Annotated in this window: 18 protein-coding genes; 10 read left to right on the forward strand and 8 right to left on the reverse strand. The window is 62.7% G+C overall.

Translation table 11 applies throughout. From position 1 onward, the window contains the following. Positions 1–30 precede the first annotated feature (30 nt). Together AC3ANQ_RS00990 and AC3ANQ_RS00995 are read left to right on the forward strand one after the other, a co-directional pair. On the forward strand, positions 31–1,371 hold the full coding sequence (locus tag AC3ANQ_RS00990) for an MFS transporter (protein ID WP_488303389.1): 1,341 nt from the start codon (positions 31–33) through the stop codon (positions 1,369–1,371). 60 nt (positions 1,372–1,431) lie between these two features. Next, positions 1,432–2,181 (forward strand): SDR family oxidoreductase, encoded by a 750-nt coding sequence (locus AC3ANQ_RS00995; protein WP_488303390.1) that lies wholly within the window; start codon positions 1,432–1,434, stop codon positions 2,179–2,181. A gap of 179 nt (positions 2,182–2,360) precedes the next feature. On the opposite strand, the gene AC3ANQ_RS01000 is transcribed toward AC3ANQ_RS00995, so the two are convergent. Continuing rightward, positions 2,361–2,795: an acyl-CoA thioesterase gene (locus AC3ANQ_RS01000; RefSeq protein ID WP_488303391.1), complete on the reverse strand. Its 435-nt coding sequence runs from the start codon at positions 2,793–2,795 to the stop codon at positions 2,361–2,363. A gap of 226 nt (positions 2,796–3,021) precedes the next feature. On the opposite strand from AC3ANQ_RS01000, the gene AC3ANQ_RS01005 reads away from it, so the two are divergent. After that, positions 3,022–3,915, forward strand: a complete 894-nt coding sequence (locus AC3ANQ_RS01005) for a cytochrome c oxidase assembly protein (protein ID WP_488303392.1) — start codon at positions 3,022–3,024, stop codon at positions 3,913–3,915. A gap of 12 nt (positions 3,916–3,927) precedes the next feature. Here AC3ANQ_RS01005 and AC3ANQ_RS01010 read toward each other — a convergent pair whose 3' ends face one another. The 3 genes from AC3ANQ_RS01010 to purB all read right to left on the reverse strand — a co-directional run bounded on the left by AC3ANQ_RS01010 (position 3,928) and on the right by purB (position 6,909). Then, a complete protein-coding gene (locus AC3ANQ_RS01010; protein ID WP_265979508.1) occupies positions 3,928–4,431 on the reverse strand; it encodes a GNAT family N-acetyltransferase in 504 nt (167 codons plus the stop codon). 124 nt (positions 4,432–4,555) lie between these two features. Further along, positions 4,556–5,215, reverse strand: a complete 660-nt coding sequence (locus tag AC3ANQ_RS01015; RefSeq protein ID WP_488303393.1) for a histidine phosphatase family protein — start codon at positions 5,213–5,215, stop codon at positions 4,556–4,558. A gap of 251 nt (positions 5,216–5,466) precedes the next feature. Then, complete coding sequence (purB, locus tag AC3ANQ_RS01020; RefSeq protein WP_488303394.1) at positions 5,467–6,909, reverse strand: adenylosuccinate lyase; 1,443 nt, start codon at positions 6,907–6,909, stop codon at positions 5,467–5,469. A 195-nt stretch (positions 6,910–7,104) separates the two neighbouring features. Between purB and AC3ANQ_RS01025 the strand changes: the two genes are divergently transcribed. Together AC3ANQ_RS01025 and AC3ANQ_RS01030 are read left to right on the forward strand one after the other, a co-directional pair. Beyond that, complete coding sequence (locus tag AC3ANQ_RS01025) at positions 7,105–7,413, forward strand: hypothetical protein (protein WP_488303395.1); 309 nt, start codon at positions 7,105–7,107, stop codon at positions 7,411–7,413. Further along, entirely contained in the window at positions 7,413–8,876 is a 1,464-nt protein-coding gene (locus AC3ANQ_RS01030; protein WP_488303396.1) for an alpha/beta hydrolase family protein, read from the forward strand. The genes AC3ANQ_RS01025 and AC3ANQ_RS01030 overlap by 1 nt, the downstream gene beginning before the upstream one ends. 33 nt (positions 8,877–8,909) lie before the next feature. Here AC3ANQ_RS01030 and AC3ANQ_RS01035 read toward each other — a convergent pair whose 3' ends face one another. Continuing rightward, positions 8,910–9,338 (reverse strand): phage holin family protein, encoded by a 429-nt coding sequence (locus AC3ANQ_RS01035; protein ID WP_268020006.1) that lies wholly within the window; start codon positions 9,336–9,338, stop codon positions 8,910–8,912. 74 nt (positions 9,339–9,412) lie between these two features. Between AC3ANQ_RS01035 and AC3ANQ_RS01040 the strand changes: the two genes are divergently transcribed. The 5 genes from AC3ANQ_RS01040 to AC3ANQ_RS01060 all read left to right on the forward strand — a co-directional run bounded on the left by AC3ANQ_RS01040 (position 9,413) and on the right by AC3ANQ_RS01060 (position 15,155). Beyond that, positions 9,413–10,531, forward strand: a complete 1,119-nt coding sequence (locus AC3ANQ_RS01040) for a histidinol-phosphate transaminase (protein WP_488303397.1) — start codon at positions 9,413–9,415, stop codon at positions 10,529–10,531. Between the two features lie 147 nt (positions 10,532–10,678). Further along, the gene (gene pdhA, locus AC3ANQ_RS01045; protein WP_488303398.1) at positions 10,679–11,884 is read left to right on the forward strand and encodes a pyruvate dehydrogenase (acetyl-transferring) E1 component subunit alpha; all 1,206 of its coding nucleotides are present in this window, start codon (positions 10,679–10,681) and stop codon (positions 11,882–11,884) included. Between the two features lie 3 nt (positions 11,885–11,887). Continuing rightward, entirely contained in the window at positions 11,888–12,868 is a 981-nt protein-coding gene (locus AC3ANQ_RS01050; RefSeq protein WP_461838312.1) for an alpha-ketoacid dehydrogenase subunit beta, read from the forward strand. Between the two features lie 57 nt (positions 12,869–12,925). Further along, entirely contained in the window at positions 12,926–14,506 is a 1,581-nt protein-coding gene (locus tag AC3ANQ_RS01055; protein WP_488303399.1) for a dihydrolipoamide acetyltransferase family protein, read from the forward strand. A gap of 52 nt (positions 14,507–14,558) precedes the next feature. After that, positions 14,559–15,155 carry a phosphatase PAP2 family protein gene (locus tag AC3ANQ_RS01060; protein ID WP_488305404.1) on the forward strand — a complete coding sequence of 199 codons (597 nt, stop codon included), beginning with the start codon at positions 14,559–14,561 and terminating at the stop codon, positions 15,153–15,155. Here the strand turns inward: AC3ANQ_RS01060 and AC3ANQ_RS01065 are convergent. The 3 genes from AC3ANQ_RS01065 to AC3ANQ_RS01075 all read right to left on the reverse strand — a co-directional run bounded on the left by AC3ANQ_RS01065 (position 15,152) and on the right by AC3ANQ_RS01075 (position 17,371). Then, positions 15,152–15,490 (reverse strand): hypothetical protein, encoded by a 339-nt coding sequence (locus AC3ANQ_RS01065; RefSeq protein WP_488303400.1) that lies wholly within the window; start codon positions 15,488–15,490, stop codon positions 15,152–15,154. The genes AC3ANQ_RS01060 and AC3ANQ_RS01065 overlap by 4 nt on opposite strands. Positions 15,491–15,638: 148 nt before the next feature. Beyond that, the gene (locus tag AC3ANQ_RS01070) at positions 15,639–16,067 is read right to left on the reverse strand and encodes a universal stress protein (RefSeq protein WP_265979494.1); all 429 of its coding nucleotides are present in this window, start codon (positions 16,065–16,067) and stop codon (positions 15,639–15,641) included. Further along, positions 16,064–17,371, reverse strand: a complete 1,308-nt coding sequence (locus AC3ANQ_RS01075; protein ID WP_488303401.1) for an aminotransferase-like domain-containing protein — start codon at positions 17,369–17,371, stop codon at positions 16,064–16,066. Before AC3ANQ_RS01075 ends, AC3ANQ_RS01070 begins: the two co-directional genes overlap by 4 nt. Positions 17,372–17,397: the final 26 nt, after the last annotated feature.

Here is a 17,397-nt window from a genome sequence, read left to right on the forward strand (position 1 = left end):
TGCTACGCTCAACATCAAGAAGGAAATGTCATGACCGCAAACACCAACGCTGCGCCAGTGCAGCATGAACGGCTCACGGGCCGTCAAACGCGCAAGGTTGTCACCGCAGGCTGCGTTGGCATCTTCGTGGAACTCTATGACAACGGCATCTTCGCCTTCATGGCCGGAACACTTGCCCTGGTGTTCCTCGCCCCGGGCAACCCGGACAACGCCCTGTTGTTCGTCTTTGCCGGCTACGCAGTATCGTTCTTCGTCCGGCCCCTCGGCGCAGTAGTTTGTGGCTATTTGGGCGACCGGATCGGCAGGCAGAAGCTACTGGTCTTCGTCATTCTGCTGATCAGCGTGGCCACCGCCGGTATCGGAATCTTGCCCACTTACGCGGCCATCGGCATCGCGGCGCCGGTACTGCTCGTCCTCCTGCGGCTCCTGCAGGGCTTCTCGGTTGGTGGCGAAGCCGCCGGCGCTATGACCTTCCTGGCTGAGCACGCCCCAGAGGGCAAGCGCGGCATCATCACCTCCTACGCACAGATCGCTTCGTTCGCAGCACTGCTCACGGGTACCCTTGTGGCGTTCTCCATGTCTCCTTGGCTCACCCAGGCTGCCATCGACGGCGGCGGCTTCGGCTCCTTCGCCTGGCGCGTTCCGTTCCTGATCGCCATTCCGATGGGCGTCATCGGCTTCTACATCCGCAAGGCCATCAGCGACACCCCCAACTTCACAAAGCTCAAGGAAGAGGGCGGCCTTTCCAAGAACCCGCTCAAGGAAGCCTTCAAATCCGCTGAGCACCGCCGGGCGATGGTTCTGGCCCTCTTCATCCCGCTCATGAACGGCTCTGGCTACTACGTCCTGTTCTCTTACATGCCCACGTTCCTCAAGGGCAAGCAGCTGAACTTCACCACTGGCGAGGCGCTGTTCATCACCGCCTGCAGCCTGGTTGTCATCTGCATCGCCATTCCTTTCATGGGTGCCCTGTCCGACCGCATCGGCCGCAAGAAGGTCATCGCCGGCTCCGCCATCGCCATGACCATCCTGGGCATTCCGTCCTACGCCCTCATCGCAACGGGAAACATGGGCCTGGCTATCCTTGGCGCCTCCATCATGGCCGTTGTCTTCGCTGGCCACACGGCAGTTATCCACATCCTGATCGTTGAGTTGTTCCCCACCAGGGTCCGGTATTCCGCCTACGGCCTTGGCTACAACATCTCCTCCGCGCTCTTCGGCGGAACGGCCCCCCTCCTGATGACCTGGCTCATCAGCAGCACCGGCAACATCTATATGCCCGCCTTCTACGCAGTCATCACGGCCCTGGGCACGCTTGCAGCCGTGAGCACGGTCAAAGACCGGGCCCACGAACCCCTGCGCGACGCTTAGCTGCCACTGTGACCTCCGGGCACACTTCGTGCCCTCAATTCCCCACCTTTTGGAGAAGTAATGTCTTTTTCCGACTACAACACCGCCCTCGTCACCGGAGCCTCAACCGGTATGGGTGCCGCGATTACTGAGCGCCTGGCCAAAAGGGGCCTGACCGTTCACGCCGTGGCCCGCAACGAGGAACGCCTCAGCGAATTGGCTGATCGCACGGGAGCCATCCCCCACGTAGTGGACCTGACCGACACAGCGGCCCTGACCGCCGTCGTGAGTGGCCTGAAGGTCGACGTCCTGGTCAACTGTGCTGGCGTTTCGCGGCCCGGCAACCTCCTGGACTCATCCGAGCAGGACATCGACGAGCTCATCGACGTCAACCTTCGCGGCTTGCTTCAGCTCACGCGGGTTGTCCTGCCGGGGATGGTGGAGCGCGACCTCGGCCACATCATCAACATCAGTTCCATCGCGGGCGTCTACAACTTCTACGGCCACACGGTCTACCACGCCACCAAGGCAGCGGTGCACCAAATCTCCCGGCAGCTCAGGAATGACACGGTTGGCAAGCGCATCCGCGTGACGGAGATCTGCCCCGGTCGGGTGGAAACCGAGATCTTCGGCCGGAACATGGGTGGCACGCCTGAAGCCATGGAAGAAGCTTGGAAGACGTACTACGAAGGCTACGAGTCGCTGACCACCGACGACATCGTCAACGCCCTCGACTACGCCATCGAAACCCCGCGCCACGTCAACGTCGGCATGCTTGAGCTCATGCCCACGTTCCAGGTCCCCGGTGGTCTCACCTTCGACCGGCGCTAACCGCCGCCTCGCCTGAGGCGACCCAAAGGTTCCGGTGACATCACTCCCGTCACTGGAAATACAAGCTGGCGGCCGCGAATTTCGCGGCCGCCAGCACCCGTTTCCCGGGAGTGTCAGTGAGAAGGGCGATGCGCGCCCTGGTTTCTGGCAAGCTTTTTGGAGGGCCCGACGTCGGGCGCTCAGTCCTCGTGGAGCGATTGAGTGAGGTGGTGCGTGGGGATGCGGTCGCGGTCGTAGGTGATTTCCGTGTAGCCGTGCGGTTCCGGCCGGCCGTCGTGCCCGAGGTTGACGAAGACGATTTCCTCGATGGTCAGGATGCTCTCGCGAGTGATCATGTTGCGGACCTCCGCCCGCATGGTCAGTGAGGTCCGGCCGAAGCGGACCGCCGTCAGGCCCATTTCCACCAGATCGCCCTGGACGGCCGAACTCACGAAGTTGATTTCGGAGATGTACTTGGTGACGGCGCGGCCGTTTCCAAGCTGGAGGATCGCGTAGATTGCCGCTTCCTCGTCGATCCATTTCAGCAGGCTTCCACCGAACAGAGTGCCGTTGGCGTTGAGGTCCTCCGGACGTATCCATTTGCGGGTCCGGAACGTGATGTCAGCCTTTTCCATAATGCGAGATTAGCCGAGGCCGGGCCCCCGCGTCTTGTACGGCGTGCCATGCTTCGCGGGACTCCGTAACATGGATAGGGTGCACCCGGTTCAGGGCACAACACAACACGCCGATTCGCGCACCATGCGGCACACCGGGGACGCGCTGGAGGAACACCATGAAGATTGACAAGACCCACCGTAGTGCCGGGCTCACCGCCCGGCCTTCCGGCTGGAACCGCTGACCATGCCACCGGTGAACGTTGTGCTGGGCGCCTGGTCAATGAATTGGCCTGCCTTGGTCATTCTTGTTGCGGCCCTCATCCTGTATTCAAAGGGCTTGGTTGCCGCCAAGCGCCGGGAGATCCGCTGGCCTTTGTGGAACTCCTTTGCCTTCTTTGCCCTTGGCCTCGGTAGCTTCGCTGCCCTCAGCTTTGGATTCCCGGGCACGCACAGCCACGACCTGCGGTGGGCTTTCACCCTCAAAGTGACGTCTTACCTGTTTGTGGTCCCATTGTTGATCGGCCTGGGAAAGCCGCTGACGCTGGCAAGGCAGACCCTGGGCCCAGTGGGTGCAGAACGGGTGGAAGCGATTCTCCGGCACAGGCTGGTCCGGATGCTCAGCAACACACTTGTGGCGGCGCTCCTGGGGCTCGCCATGTTCACGGTGTTCTTGACCCCGCTGTTCTATGTGCTCCGGACCAACCCGGCCGCCGACATCATCTTGACTTTGCTGGTGCCTGTCATGGGCCTCCTCATGACGGTTCCGATCATGGAAGACGGCGCAGGACGCACTGGATCGCTCATTGTGGTCGAGTTCATTTTCGTATTCATCGAGCTGCTCGCCGACGCCGTGCCGGGTGTCTTGATGCGGCTCAGCCCGGGAATTCTCGACGGCGCCACCTCAGTTTTGGGCAATCAACCAGGCTGGTTCCCCTCACCGCTGCGCGACCAGCAACTCGCCGGGGACCTGATGTGGTTCCTCGCGGAGATCGTGGACCTTCCCCTCATCATCCTGATGTTTGTCCGCTTCTCCCGCAGCGACAAACACGAGGCCAAGAGCTTCGACGACCTGAGCGATGAAGAAATCGAAGCCCTGAATCGCGCACATCTGGGCCAGGGCGGACGCAGCTTGGATTGATCCGGGCGGCTCTTAGGCCATCGCGGTGTGCGATGCGCTATGCGAATCGATCGGCTTCGCGTAGCACTGCGAGTGGCTGACACCGATATACGGACCGAAGTTGGGCACTGCGGCGAAGCCGGCGCTTTCGTAGAAGCTGCGACCATCCGATTGGGCCGATCCCGCTTCCGCTGTGATCACGCTGAAGCCGTGGGAGTGAGCTTGCGCTTCCAGCGCGGCCAGGATGGAGCTCGCCACTCCCGAACCCCTGGCGTAAGGGACAACGTAGAGGCGTTTGATTTCTGCAGTCTCGGCGTCCAAGATCCGCAGACCGCCGCAACCCAGGGGCTGTCCAGAGCACTTTTCGTAAGCCACGACGAAAACGGCAGTATCAGCTTCCGATGGTGCGGGTCCGGGCTCGTGGTCTGAGTTGCCGAATCGCGAGTCCAGTTCCGCTTGCTGGGCGGCGCGGAGGTCTGCACCCACCGGGTTCGCCCAGGTGACCTGTTTGATGTTGAGCCGCGGATTGGTCTGCATCGGAACCTCTTTCGCCGGAGGGGGTTATGCAAAACAAGCCTAAGAAGCGGGGGTTACCGCGGTGTTTCCTCCGCGTAAGCGTCCGGAGAAATACCGACGCGTTGGGCTGATCTTCAGACAGGCGTCATTCGAGGGCGTCGCCCGTGGGATCCTCTGCTGTCCGGTCGGCAAAGGCAAGTCCGCCCACAGGGCTTTGGTCCCAATGCAGCAGGCGCCAGCCACTATCCGGGTCGCCTTCGAGCACCACGATTCCGGTGTTCTGCAGCTGGTGGGTGGCGGCGAACTCGCGGCCGACATCGACTGCACGGCGCCCGGCCCAGCAACGGATCGCAGCACCGTGGCTGACCACGACGGCGGTCTCGTCGCCCGCCGCCGCCACCTTGGCGATGGCTGCGTCATAGCGGGCGAAGAACTCGTGACCGTCACCTGCTCCTGGCATGCGGACATCCAATTCGCCGTCGGTCCAGGCAAAAACCGTGCTCATGTACCGGTGGTGCGATTCGTGGTCGGTGAGCTTCTCCAAGGCACCCGCCTCGATCTCCTGCAGACCCTCCAACACGGTGGCCTCGAGTCCCAGGGCTTTGGCGAGTGGAGCCGCGGTCAGTTGGGTGCGGATCAGGGTGGACGCATAGATGGCCGTGATGTCTTCGTTGGCAAGGGATGCAGGGAGTGCGGCGGCTTGACGTTCGCCGAGTTCAGTCAGCCCCGGACCGGGAAACGCTGTGTCCAATTGGCCCAAGACGTTTCCGGGGGTTTGCCCGTGGCGGATAAGCAAGAGCCTCATGCTGACACAGTCCTAACAGTCGATTCGGAAATGCCGGGTCCACGCGGCGTTGCGACCCGGTGACTTTCAGCCAATCAGGCCCGGCACCTAGGCGCCGGGCCGACACGCCGTTCGGTCGGCAGCGCAGCCAGCGAGCGACCGGAGCAGGCGTCCGGAGCCGCGAGCGACCGGAGTCGGCGCTGACGGTGGGCAAGAGCTCCGTGCCCTGGCCCGCCGTCGAACGGTTGCCACCTTTTCCGCAGTGCTGCGTCCTACTTCAGGTGGTCCACAAGCTGATTGGCGATACCGGTGTACTTTCCCGGAGTCAGGGCCAGCAGCCGCGCCTCAGCCTCGGGGGAGAGCCCCAAACCGGAGACGAACTCCTGCATACGGGCGGCGTCGACGCGCTGGCCGCGGGTGAGATCCTTGAGACGCTCGTACGGGTTCTCCATGCCCTCAACGCCGGCGATAGCCTCCGCCCGCATGACCATCTGGATGGCTTCGCCCAGGACTTCCCAGTTGGTGTCGAGATCGGCCGCCAGTACCTCCTCGGCAACGTCCAGGGCCTTCAGTCCCTTGGCGACGTTTGAGATTGCAAGCAGCGAGTGCCCGAATGCGACGCCGATGTTGCGCTGCGAGGAAGAGTCCGTGAGGTCTCGCTGCCACCGGGAAGTAACCAGGGTGGCGCCCAGAGTGTCCAGCAGCCCGTTGGAGATCTCAAGGTTGGCCTCGGCGTTTTCGAAGCGGATCGGGTTGACTTTGTGCGGCATGGTGGAGGACCCGGTGGCGCCTGCCACCGGGATCTGGCGGAAGTATCCGATGGAGATGTAGCTCCAGATGTCCGTGCAGACGTTGTGGAGGATGCGGTTGAAGCGCGCAACGTCGGCGTAGAGTTCAGCCTGCCAATCGTGGCTCTCGATCTGGGTGGTCAGCGGGTTCCAGGTCAGGCCCAAGCCCTCAACGAAGGACTGGGCTACGGCCTGCCAGTCGGCGCCCGGAACGGAAGCGACGTGTGCCGCGTACGTACCGGTGGCCCCGTTGATCTTGCCCAGGTATTGGGTCTTGGAAACGCGGTCCAACTGGCGGTTCAGGCGATGCGCGATGACTGCCAGTTCCTTGCCCAGGGTGGTGGGTGTGGCGGGCTGGCCGTGCGTGCGGGAAAGCATGGGGACGGCGCGGTTTTCCTCGGCCATCGCTTCGATCTGCTTCACCAAGGCGCTCGCCGCAGGGAGCCAGACATCCTCCACGGCGCCCTTGACACCCAAGGCGTAGGAGAGGTTGTTGATGTCCTCCGAGGTGCAGCCAAAATGCACCATTGCGGTCAGGTTCTCGATACCGATCGCGGGAAGGCGACGGCCGATGTAGTACTCAACAGCCTTGACGTCGTGGACCGTGACTGCTTCGATTTCGGCGAGTTCCACGACCGAAGTGGCATCGAACTCGGTGACGATGCCGCGCAGCTTCTCCTGCTGTTCGGGGGTCAAGGGGCCGGCGCCAGGGAGGACATTGTTGCTGGTCAGATGGATGAGCCACTCGACCTCGACGGCCACACGGTCGCGGTTGAGGGCGGCCTCGGAAAGGTAGTCGACCAAGGGAGCGACTGCGGACTGGTACCGGCCGTCCAACGGGCCAAGGGCGATCGGCTCCGGCGACGCGGCGAGGGCCAGGCGTCCAGAGGGCGTACGGGTGACAGCGGCGGCGACGGTTTCAGGCATGAGGCAATTCTTTCATGAACTCGCTCAGCGTCATTAAGCGGTACTTCTCTATGTGCAAAACCACTCGGCTTCCCCTCCACAGCCATGTTTCCGGCAGTTTGTCCACATAGCCCACCAAGGCGGTTCCGCACTCAGCGGAGCTCAACGTAAGGTCGATGCCACCACATCAATTTGTACCTACAGGAGGACTACGTCATGAGCGTCATTCAGGTGGCGGCTGGGGGACCGGATCTGGATTTCCAGCGATGTGTTTCGCGCGGAGCGGAGGTCCAGCAGCTCGGATGGCGGATGACCGCCTGTGCAGACCGGGCCGACGCCGTGCTTGCCCGGCTGGCGCAGCTGCAACTGGACCGCTGGGAGTCGCCCGCGGGCCGTGCCTACAGGACGACTGTCGCTTTGCAGGCTGCGTCCCTCCGAAGGGGGCGTGATGCCTTGCGCGAGGCAGCTGCGGTGACTCTTCGGCATTCCCGGAATGTGGCATCGAGCGGCCAGCCGGGCTTCTGATGGTCGAGATCGTTCCCGTCGGCGGGGGTGAGTCGCCCCGCCCCAAAGCACCCGAGCCGGACGGCCCACTGCGTATTCGCGGCGGTGTCGGCGGAATCAACTTCCAATTCGAGGAGCTCCTTGCTGGCGCAACCGCGCTGGACGGGCTCGTGCACCAACTGGAGGCCATTGAAGTAGAGGCCGAGGCAGTGCGGGTGGCTCTCTTTCCACATCAAGCCTCCTCTTACACAAGCGGAAGCAACGCCATCATTGCCGTCGGGGAAAGTGGCCGGGACATCGGGCGGGTCCGTGAGCAGCTTCAGCGGATTGGCAACGATGTCAGGGCAAGCCACCGTGAATATGAGTTTGCGGAATCACATGCGGCGATCCGCCTTCGAATGGGCCTGGGAATGCCAGTCCTCGGGACCGGTCCCGGCCCCCTTGACCTTGGCTGGCGGGGCGCAACGGAAGGAGTCGTCCGGGATTTGACCCGGATATTGGAACTGATGATGGGGTTGCCCCCGATGGTGGCCAACCTTGCAGGGGCCATGGCTGGCCCCACCGACGTCGGCGCCGTTTTGAGAGCTATCGTAGCTGCCCCTGGGTTGGCGTTCCTGAGGCCACGGCCCATCAACGTCAGTCGAGGCGAGACCACCACGAAAAGCATGGACCTGTCGGCTTCAGGATTGCTCCGGGAGCTAGACCACGTCTCAACTAGTTCGGAGGGCGAAATTGAAGTAGCGCAGGTAGATAAGGACGGAGAACGGGCATGGGTGGTGTTGATTCCGGGTACTCAACCGGGCAATCCGCCAGGGGGTAGCAATCCACTGGATGAAGCCGGTATTGCCGAAGCGCTGGGCTACGAGTCGGCGGAAACCAGCAAGGCCATCCGTCAGGCGTTGCGCGAGGCAGGTGCGGTTGCCGGCGAGCCGGTGGTGGCGGTGGGCCACAGCCAGGGCGGGATCCATGCAATGAACCTGAGCAAGGACAAGGCGTTCCTCGCCGAGTACGACCTCAAGTTTGTCGTGACGGCAGGATCGCCTGTCGGGGGAATCACGCCGCAAGCGGGTACCGGCAGCTTGCACTTGGAGCACAAAGACGATTGGGTGCCAGGCGTTGACGGCAAAGCCAATGCTGACACCAAGGACAGGGTCACGGTCACCATGACCAATCCGCCGAGCCTGGCCCCAGGGGAAGACCCAGGCCGCCTGGGTCCCGCACACAAGCTCTCGCACTACGAGGAAGGGGCGAAGCTGGTGCAGCTTAGTTCCGATCCTTCCCTAGCGGCGTCCACAGCCACTCTGGGCGGGATACTGGGCGCTGGCGGCATGGCCAAGGTCAGCAGGTTCAAATTGGGTCGTGAAGCTCCCCAGCCTGCACGGGTTCCGGTTCCCCAGGTGCCTGTGCCCTCCCCCTCGATGCCCCCTCCGAAGGTCCAACAGCCCGTCCCGTCAGACTTCCGCTCCGGATCGGGAGTACGGTGAGGAAGCTGTGCGAGCATGCTGCCTCCAGTCTTCCTAGCGCCTGTTAGCGCCCGGAATCCAGCTAGCCACGACCGAGATCAGGCTGATGATGATAGCGGCGAGAACTGCGGTCCAGAAGAAGCGATCGATGGTGAGGTGTACCGGCGTGTAGCTGCTCAGCCAAGCTGTCAGCGACAGCATGGCGGCGTTGATGACAATCGTGAACAAGCCGAGAGTCAGGATTGTGATTGGAAGGGAGAGTAGCTTGACCAATGGCCGCACAAAGGCATTCACGATGCCAAAAATGAGCCCTATGAAGAGATAGGCAAGAACCACGCCCAAGGTATCGCTGCCTTGTGTGACCCCCGCGTTGTTGACTGCGTTGGTGGTTGCCGAGGTGGAGATATCCATCCCGGGCAGAATCCAGCTGGCAACCCAGAGGGCCAGCCCGTTGATCAGGACACGCACAATGAATGAACCCATGCGCCCATGCTTTCACATGCGACGACCGGAAAGCCCACCCTCACGTCCCGAATGCCTACAAGTAGGCTGGTGCCATGAATTCTTCTGACAACGCACCGGAGGGCGTGCGTCCCCGCCCGGTTGTGGACAGGCTCCCCAAATATGCGGCAGGCAAGCCTCCTGCAGCCATTGAAGGCCTGACCAGTTACAAACTGTCTTCCAACGAAAACCCGTTGCCCCCGATCCCAGCGGTGCTGCAGGCCATTGCCGATCAGTCTGACATCAACCGGTACCCGGACCCTCTCTCCACCAAGCTGCGCACGGCGCTCGCTGAATTTCTAGGAATCCCCGCGGACGACGTCGTCACGGGAGCCGGAAGCCTCGGGGCCCTGAACCAGATTCTTTCCACGTTTGCAGGACAGAACCACGACGGCAAAGCCGATGAGGTCATCTACGCCTGGCGTTCCTTCGAGGCCTACCCCATCTGCGTGGGATTGGCCGGTGCTGAGAGTGTCCAGATCCCTTTGCTTCCCGACGGACGCCACGATCTCGAGGCCATGGCAGCTGCTGTCACCGTCCGCACCAAGGTGATTTTGCTTTGCACGCCCAACAACCCCACGGGCCCCATCCTCACCGCGGAGGAAACGGAGCGGTTCATCCAATCGGTGCCTGCTGGCGTGGTTGTCGTCATCGACGAGGCCTACCAGGAGTTCGTTCGGGACCAGAACGCAGTGGACGGCATCAAGCTGTACCGCAAGTACCCCAATGTGGTTGTCCTCCGCACGTTCTCCAAGGCTCACGGCCTTGCAGGGCTGCGGGTTGGATACAGCGTTGCCGGTCCGGATCTCACCCAGTACCTGCGAGTCGCGGCCACGCCCTTTGCGGTGTCACAGATAGCTGAACGCGCCGCTATTACCTCCTTGCAGAATTTCGACCAGGTTGTTGAAAGGGTACAAAGCCTGGTTGATGAGCGGGACCGGGTGACCGCCGGGCTCCGGGAGTTGGGATGGTTCGTCCCTGAGGCCCAGGGCAACTTCGTCTGGTTGAATCTGGGAGAGAACAGCGGCGAATTCGCCGCCCTGGCAGGCGAACGGGCGTTGTCCGTGCGTGCTTTCGGCAACGAAGGTGTCCGGGTCAGCATCGGAGAGGTTGAGGCCAACACCCGATTCCTGGAGCTCTGTGCGTCCTATACAAAAGCGCCGCAGGCTTCCTAGCGGTTAACAAATGCCCCTGCGTCCCTTACTGCGGATAAAGTAAGGGACGAAAGCCAAGATATGCCGATTCCGGAATGCATTCCGGAATCGGCATGTATCAGCGAAAATATTTGCTCAGCGTCGGGCTGAAGCAGGCAAGGAGACGGAATGGGCGCAACTCAATTGCCCACCCCCGGGATCAACGGAACGGGACTGGACTTGCAGTCTCCTGCGGGAGGCGCTTCCAGTGATCCCGCAGCCGAGATGATCCAGCTGCTGGGGCCGGACGGCAAGCTAGGGACCGATCCTATCTTCTCGGACTATGCCAAACGCCTTGAGCCCGAGCAGTTGCGCGGTTTCTACGCCGACATGGCCAAGGTCCGCCGTTTCGACCAGGAGGCCACCGCACTCCAGCGGCAAGGCGAGCTGGCTCTTTGGGTCCCCTTGACCGGCCAGGAAGCCGCCCAGATCGGCTCCGGACGGGCCACCCAGCGGCAGGACTACATCTTCCCCACGTACCGTGAGCATGGCGTTGCGTTGACCCGCGACGTGGATCTGGCCGAGCTCCTGAAGCTATTCCGCGGAATTTCCAATGGCGGCTGGGATCCCACTGAGAACAACTTCCACCTCTATACCCTGGTGCTGGCGGCCCAGACGCTGCACTCAGTTGGCTACGCCATGGGAATCCAGCGGGACCAGAAGTTCGCAGAAGCCAACGGTTCCAACGACCCGAAAGCTGCTGTCGTGGCCTACTTCGGCGACGGCGCAAGCTCCGAAGGCGACGTCCACGAATCCATGGTCTTCGCGGCGTCCTACAACGCTCCGGTGGTGTTCTTCTGCCAGAACAACCACTGGGCCATCTCGGTCCCCACTGAGGTCCAGACCAAGGTTCCCCTTTTCAATCGGGCCAAGGGATACGGCTTCCCGGGCATCCGAGTGGACGGCAACGACGTCATCGCAGTCCATGCAGTCACCGAATGGGCCCTTGAGCATGCACGCGAAGGCCGCGGTCCTGTGCTCATTGAGGCATATACATATCGCGTCGGCGCGCACACAACGGCGGACGACCCTACGAAGTACCGCGAATCCGCCGAAGAACAGGCCTGGCGCGGCAAGGATCCACTGGATCGCCTGGAGAAGTACCTTCGCAACGAGGGCCTGGCTGACGAAGCTTTCTTTGAGCAAGTCAGGGTTGACGGAGACAAACTCGCAGCCCACGTCCGCAGCACCACCCAAAACTTGAAGGGCCCTAACTTCCGCGAGTCATTCGCCGGAGTCTATGCCGAGCCGCACCCGCTGGTGGCCGAGGAACTTGCCTGGTTCGAGGAATACTCCGCCGGATTCGAAGGCGACTACGAAGACGGAGGCAAGTAACTGATGACCACCATGACCATTGCCAAGGCCATCAACGAAGGCCTGCGTGCCTCGCTCACCAACAACCCGAAGTCCCTGCTCATGGGCGAAGACATCGGGCCGCTGGGAGGCGTCTATCGCGTGACTGACGGACTCATCAGGGACTTCGGCGCAGACCGGGTAGTTGATACCCCCTTGGCAGAGTCCGGCATCGTCGGCACCGCGATTGGCCTTGCCCTGCGCGGCTATCGTCCCATCTGCGAAATCCAGTTCGATGGTTTCGTTTTCCCCGGCTTCAACCAGATCACCACCCAGCTGGCCAAGATGCACTCGCGTAGCGGTGGCAAACTGACCGTTCCCGTGGTCATCCGCATCCCCTACGGCGGCGGCATTGGCTCGATCGAACATCACTCAGAATCGCCGGAGGCCCTGTTCGCCCACACTGCGGGTCTGCGCATCATCACCCCATCCAACGCACACGACGCCTACTGGATGATCCAGCAAGCCGTCGACTGCACGGACCCGGTGATCTTCTTCGAACCCAAGCGCCGCTATTGGCTCAAAGGCGAGGTTGACACGGAAAACCCCGGACCGGCGTCGGACCCGTTCCAGGCGCACGTCCTGCGCGAAGGTTCCGACGCCACCATCGTGGCGTACGGTCCGCTTGTTCCCGTTGCGCTAGCCGCCGCAGCAGCTGCGGAAGAGGACGGGCACAGCGTTGAAGTGATTGATCTCCGGTCGATTTCCCCCATCGACTTCGACACCGTCACGGCTTCCGTCAAGAAGACCGGCCGCCTAATCGTTGCGCACGAGGCGCCGACGTTCGGTGGTATCGGTGGCGAGATCGCTGCGCGGATCAGTGAGCGTGCGTTCCTGCACCTTGAAGCCCCGGTCATCCGGGTGGGCGGTTTCCACATGCCGTATCCCGTGGCCAAGGTTGAAGAGGACTACTTGCCGGACATCGACAAGATCCTTGAAGCCTTGGACCGTTCCCTGGCCTACTAGCCGCCCCTGATTGCACCCTCCGCCACGCGGACGGGCCAGCCGAAATCGAGGACCTAAGTGACTGTTAAGAAATTCAACCTGCCGGATGTCGGCGAAGGCCTGACCGAGGCAGAAATTGTCTCCTGGAAGGTCAAACCCGGGGACACCGTGGCTATCAACGACGTCATCTGCGAGATCGAGACCGCCAAGTCCCTGGTGGAATTGCCGTCCCCATACGCAGGCACGGTGGCGGAATTGCTCGTCCCTGAGGGGATCACGGTTGAAGTAGGAACCGCGATTATCGGCATCTCGGACAATGCCCCGGATGAGGCAGCGCCCGCAGCGGCACCTGCCGTGCCGCTCGCCGCGCAGACCACCGCGGCTCCAGCCACTCCTGCCGCCGAACAAGTCTTCGAGGCCTCGATGTACGGCAAGCTGCCCGAAGACCCCGGAACGTCCGACGGCGGTCCGGCGGGCGGTCCGCTAGTGGGCTCCGGTCCCAAGGCCGACGCCGTCAAGCGCCGCCCGCGTAAGCGCCCGGAAGTGGTCGCCTCCGTTGCTGCGGCCGCCTCGGCTGCGCCCGCCGCCTCCGCGACACTGCTAGCCGAGCAGTCGGCGCCGGTCCGCACCATCGGGTCCGCAGCGCCGGCGCCCGCCGTCGAGCAGTCCGCGGCCGCGACCCCGGGAGCAACGACCCAGGAAGCCGCGACCCAGGCGCCGGGCCTCACGGGCCTTGGTGCAACCGTCAGCGGCATCGTCAACCGCGTCTTGGCCAAGCCTCCGGTGCGCAAGATCGCCCGCGAACTGGGCATTGACTTGGCCGATGTCGTTCCCACGGGGGCCCGCGGTGAAGTGACTCGCGAGGATTTGGTCAGCTATCAGTCGCAGCGCGATGCTGAGGTGGACCAAGCCGACAAGTTCTGGGGTGCGTCCAAGAAACCGCAGGATCAGCGTGTGGAACGGATTCCCGTCAAGGGCGTCCGTAAGGCCACAGCCAAGGCCATGGTGGAGTCGGCCTTCACGGCGCCGCACGTGAGTATCTTCGTGGACGTCGATGCCAGCCGCACCATGGAATTCGTTAAGCGCCTCAAGGCCTCCAGGGACTTTGAGGGCATCAAGGTGTCGCCGCTGTTGATCCTCTCCAAGGCTGTCATCTGGGCCGCGGCCCGCAACCCGAGCGTCAACGCGACCTGGGTGGAGAATGCCGACGGCAAGGGCAACGCCGAGATCCACGTCAAGCACTACATGAACCTCGGTATTGCGGCCGCCACCCCGCGCGGGCTCATGGTGCCGAACATCAAGGATGCGCAGGATCTTTCCCTCAAGGAACTGGCCCTCGCGCTCAACGAGCTAGCCAGTACGGCGCGCGCGGGCAAGACCCAGCCTGCGCAGATGCAGGGTGGCTCACTGACTATTACCAACGTCGGCGCCTTGGGTATCGACACGGGAACGCCCATCATCAACCCGGGCGAGGTAGCGATCGTCGCGTTCGGCACCATCAAGCAAAAGCCTTGGGTGCTGGATGGCGAAGTCATCCCTCGCTGGATCACCACACTGGGTGGCTCGTTCGACCACCGGGTGGTGGACGGGGACCTCTCCGCCCGCTTCATGGCGGATGTCGCATCCATCCTCGAAGAGCCGGCGCTGCTGCTTGACTGAGCAGCGCGGCATTGGAGGACAGCAGCGCGGCATTGCAGGACGGCAGCGCGGCATTGGCGGAGGCCGGCACCGTGTTGCGCGGATCCTGACCGAGGTCTTCCAGCCACCTGCCGTGGTGTCCATCCTGCTGCTCATCAGCCCTGCCGTGGAACCGGGTTTCCCGGGGACAATTTGGTTCGGGGTCCTTGGGGCGCTCTTTGTGTGCGTACTGCCGCTGGCCTATGTGTTGGTCCTGGTGAGGCTCGGCAAACTGAGTGACCACCACGTCAGCGACCGCGAGGAGCGTACTCGCTTGCTGATGCTTGCGCTCGTGTCGGTGGTCCTCGGACTGCTTGTACTCAACCTCATCCACGCCCCGGCCAGCGTCTCAGTGATGATCCTTGCCCTGATTGGCGGGATCGCTGTGTTGGCCGCGGTCAGCCTCGTGTGGAAGATGAGCGGCCATGCCTCGGCAATCTCCGCTGCCGCAGTCATTGCGGCGCTGATGTTCGGACCGGCGTGGCTGCCGCTACTGCTTCTGGTGCCCGCCGTCGGCTGGTCCCGGGTGGTGCTGCGGGACCATACTCGCGGCCAGGTCATCGCCGGTTCGTTGTTCGGCGGTGTGGTCATCGCGGGCCTTTGGTGGGTCCTGCGGGGTTGGCTGATCTAGTAAGACGTGTAGCTAACTGCGAGATCGCGCAATTGCTGGTCGCTCATGCCGCCGATCATTCCAAACGACAGCACCATGGCCAGGGCACCAACGGCCAACATGGCGGAACTAACCACAAGCAACAACTTCCAGTCGGAACGCATGATGCTGCGGAACGTCTCCGGCATCTGCAGCAGCGGGGAAATCATGTTCGGAGCGCTGTCTACGGAGCCGTCATCGAGAAGCGCCACGATGCGATCATTCGCGCGGTCGAAGCGCATGGAGCTGATGTGGTTGCCGTGGCGGGCTAGCAGGATGTCGTGTCCGACGCGCTGGCGCGGCTGCAGAGTAAGCAAAAGGGATCCCCTACGGGTTGTTGTGATGGGCGGCTCGCGCCCTTGGGGGCCACTCCAATTTTACCGGCGGCAACCCGGCCGCACGGCCGAAATCGGGGTGAGACCGCCCACCACAACGCGTGATCCCCGTCTAACGCCCGGCCGCGGCTTAGGGCTCGTCCGTCTTGGCGATGTAGACGTCGCACGGAGCATTGTGGGCCACCGTGTTGGCAACGCTGCCAAGTACGCGCGCCAGTCCTTGCATGCGACGGTTGCCGACGACGATCAAGCGCGCCCCGACGCGTTCGGCCTCGCGGATCAAGGCTTCTCCAGGCTTGCCGCGTGCTGCTGTGTAGGTGATTTCAAGCTGGTCACTGTTGAGCTTGCCGGCAACTCCGCGGGCAACCTTCTCGGCGTCGTCTGCATCCGAGACGATCCATCGGTCGCTGCCGCTTTCAAAGACCTCCGTGCGGTCGCTGTCGAATGCTGTCAAGACGCGAAGGCTGGCTCCCAAAGCGACCGCGAGGTCCCTTGCTGCCTCGGCCGCCCGCATCGCGGTCTCACTGCCGTCTACGCCGACCACTACGATTCCGCTCATGATGTAACTCCTTTGTTGATGGTGTCGATCGCCCCGCGCAGTACTGGTGCCAAACGGCGGACGCCTTCGGCAATCGACTCAGGTGGCACTGCGCTGAAGGCCAATCTCAGTTTGTTGGACGGCTCGTCCGAGTGCGTGAACGCCGCGCCGGGGATGAACACGACCCCCGCCTCGATCGCCTTCTTGAGTAGGGGGTACGTGTCCACGCCGTCTGGCAAGGTTACCCAGACAAAAAAACCGCCCTCGGGCCTGGTCCAGCTGAGGCCGGAAGGCATGTGCTCTTCCAACGCTACGAGCAGGGCATTGCAGCGTTCCTCGTACAGGGCCCGGTAAGTCTCAATCTGCCCGCGCCAGTCGTAGTCCCGAAGATATGCCGAGATGATCATCTGATTCAGGGTGGGAGGGCACAAAGTCACCGCTTCCGAAGCCAGGTAAAAGCGCCGCTGCAAGTGTTCGGGAACAAGCGCCCAACCGATCCGGAGTCCCGGGGCAAAGATCTTGGAGAATGACCCCATATAGATGACGTCGTGCGCATTCGCTGCCCGCATCGGCGCCAAGGGGTGGCCGTCGAAACGCAAAAGACCGTACGGGTTGTCCTCGAGGATCAAGATATTCGCATTACGGCATATATCGACGATCCGCTGGCGGCGCCCGGGAGCAAGGGTGATGCCGGAAGGATTGTTGAAGTTGGGGATCGTATAGAGGAACTTGATGCTCTTGCCCTCAGCCTGAAGCTCCGCGATCTTGGCTTCGAGCAGCTCCGGGACCAGGCCGTCGTCGTCCATGTCAACTGTCTCAACCTGGACCTGGTAGGCCTCGAAGGTGTTCAGGGCGCCCACATAGGTGGGGTTTTCCACGAGCACGACGTCGCCCGGATTGCAGAAGACCTTGGTGGCAACGTCCTGGGCCGATTGGGAACCTGCGGTGATCACGACGTTTTCCGGCCGGGCGTCGGTGATTCCTTCGGCGGCCATGATTTCGCAGATCTGGGTACGAAGTTCCTCGGTGCCCTGCCCGCCGCCGTACTGCAACGCCGTCATGCCTTCTTCGGCGATGATGCGCGCGGCCGTCTGGCCGAGTTTCTCGAGTGGGAGGGACTGCAGGTAGGGGTTTCCGCCAGCGAGGGAGACGAGTCCCGGGCGCATTGAAATGTCGAAGACATCACGCACGGCGGACTGCTTGATGTTGGCGGCGCGCTCCGAGAAGAGTTCCTCGTGGCGGTGGGCGGCAGTTGCTGCTCGCTCGATTGCGTCAATTGCTTCAGCGGGCAACTCCGGCCCGATATCCAATGTTTCGTGGGTCACATTGACAGGATACCCCCGGGAGTTGC

This window comes from Arthrobacter sp. DMZ02-1R, assembly GCF_057747935.1.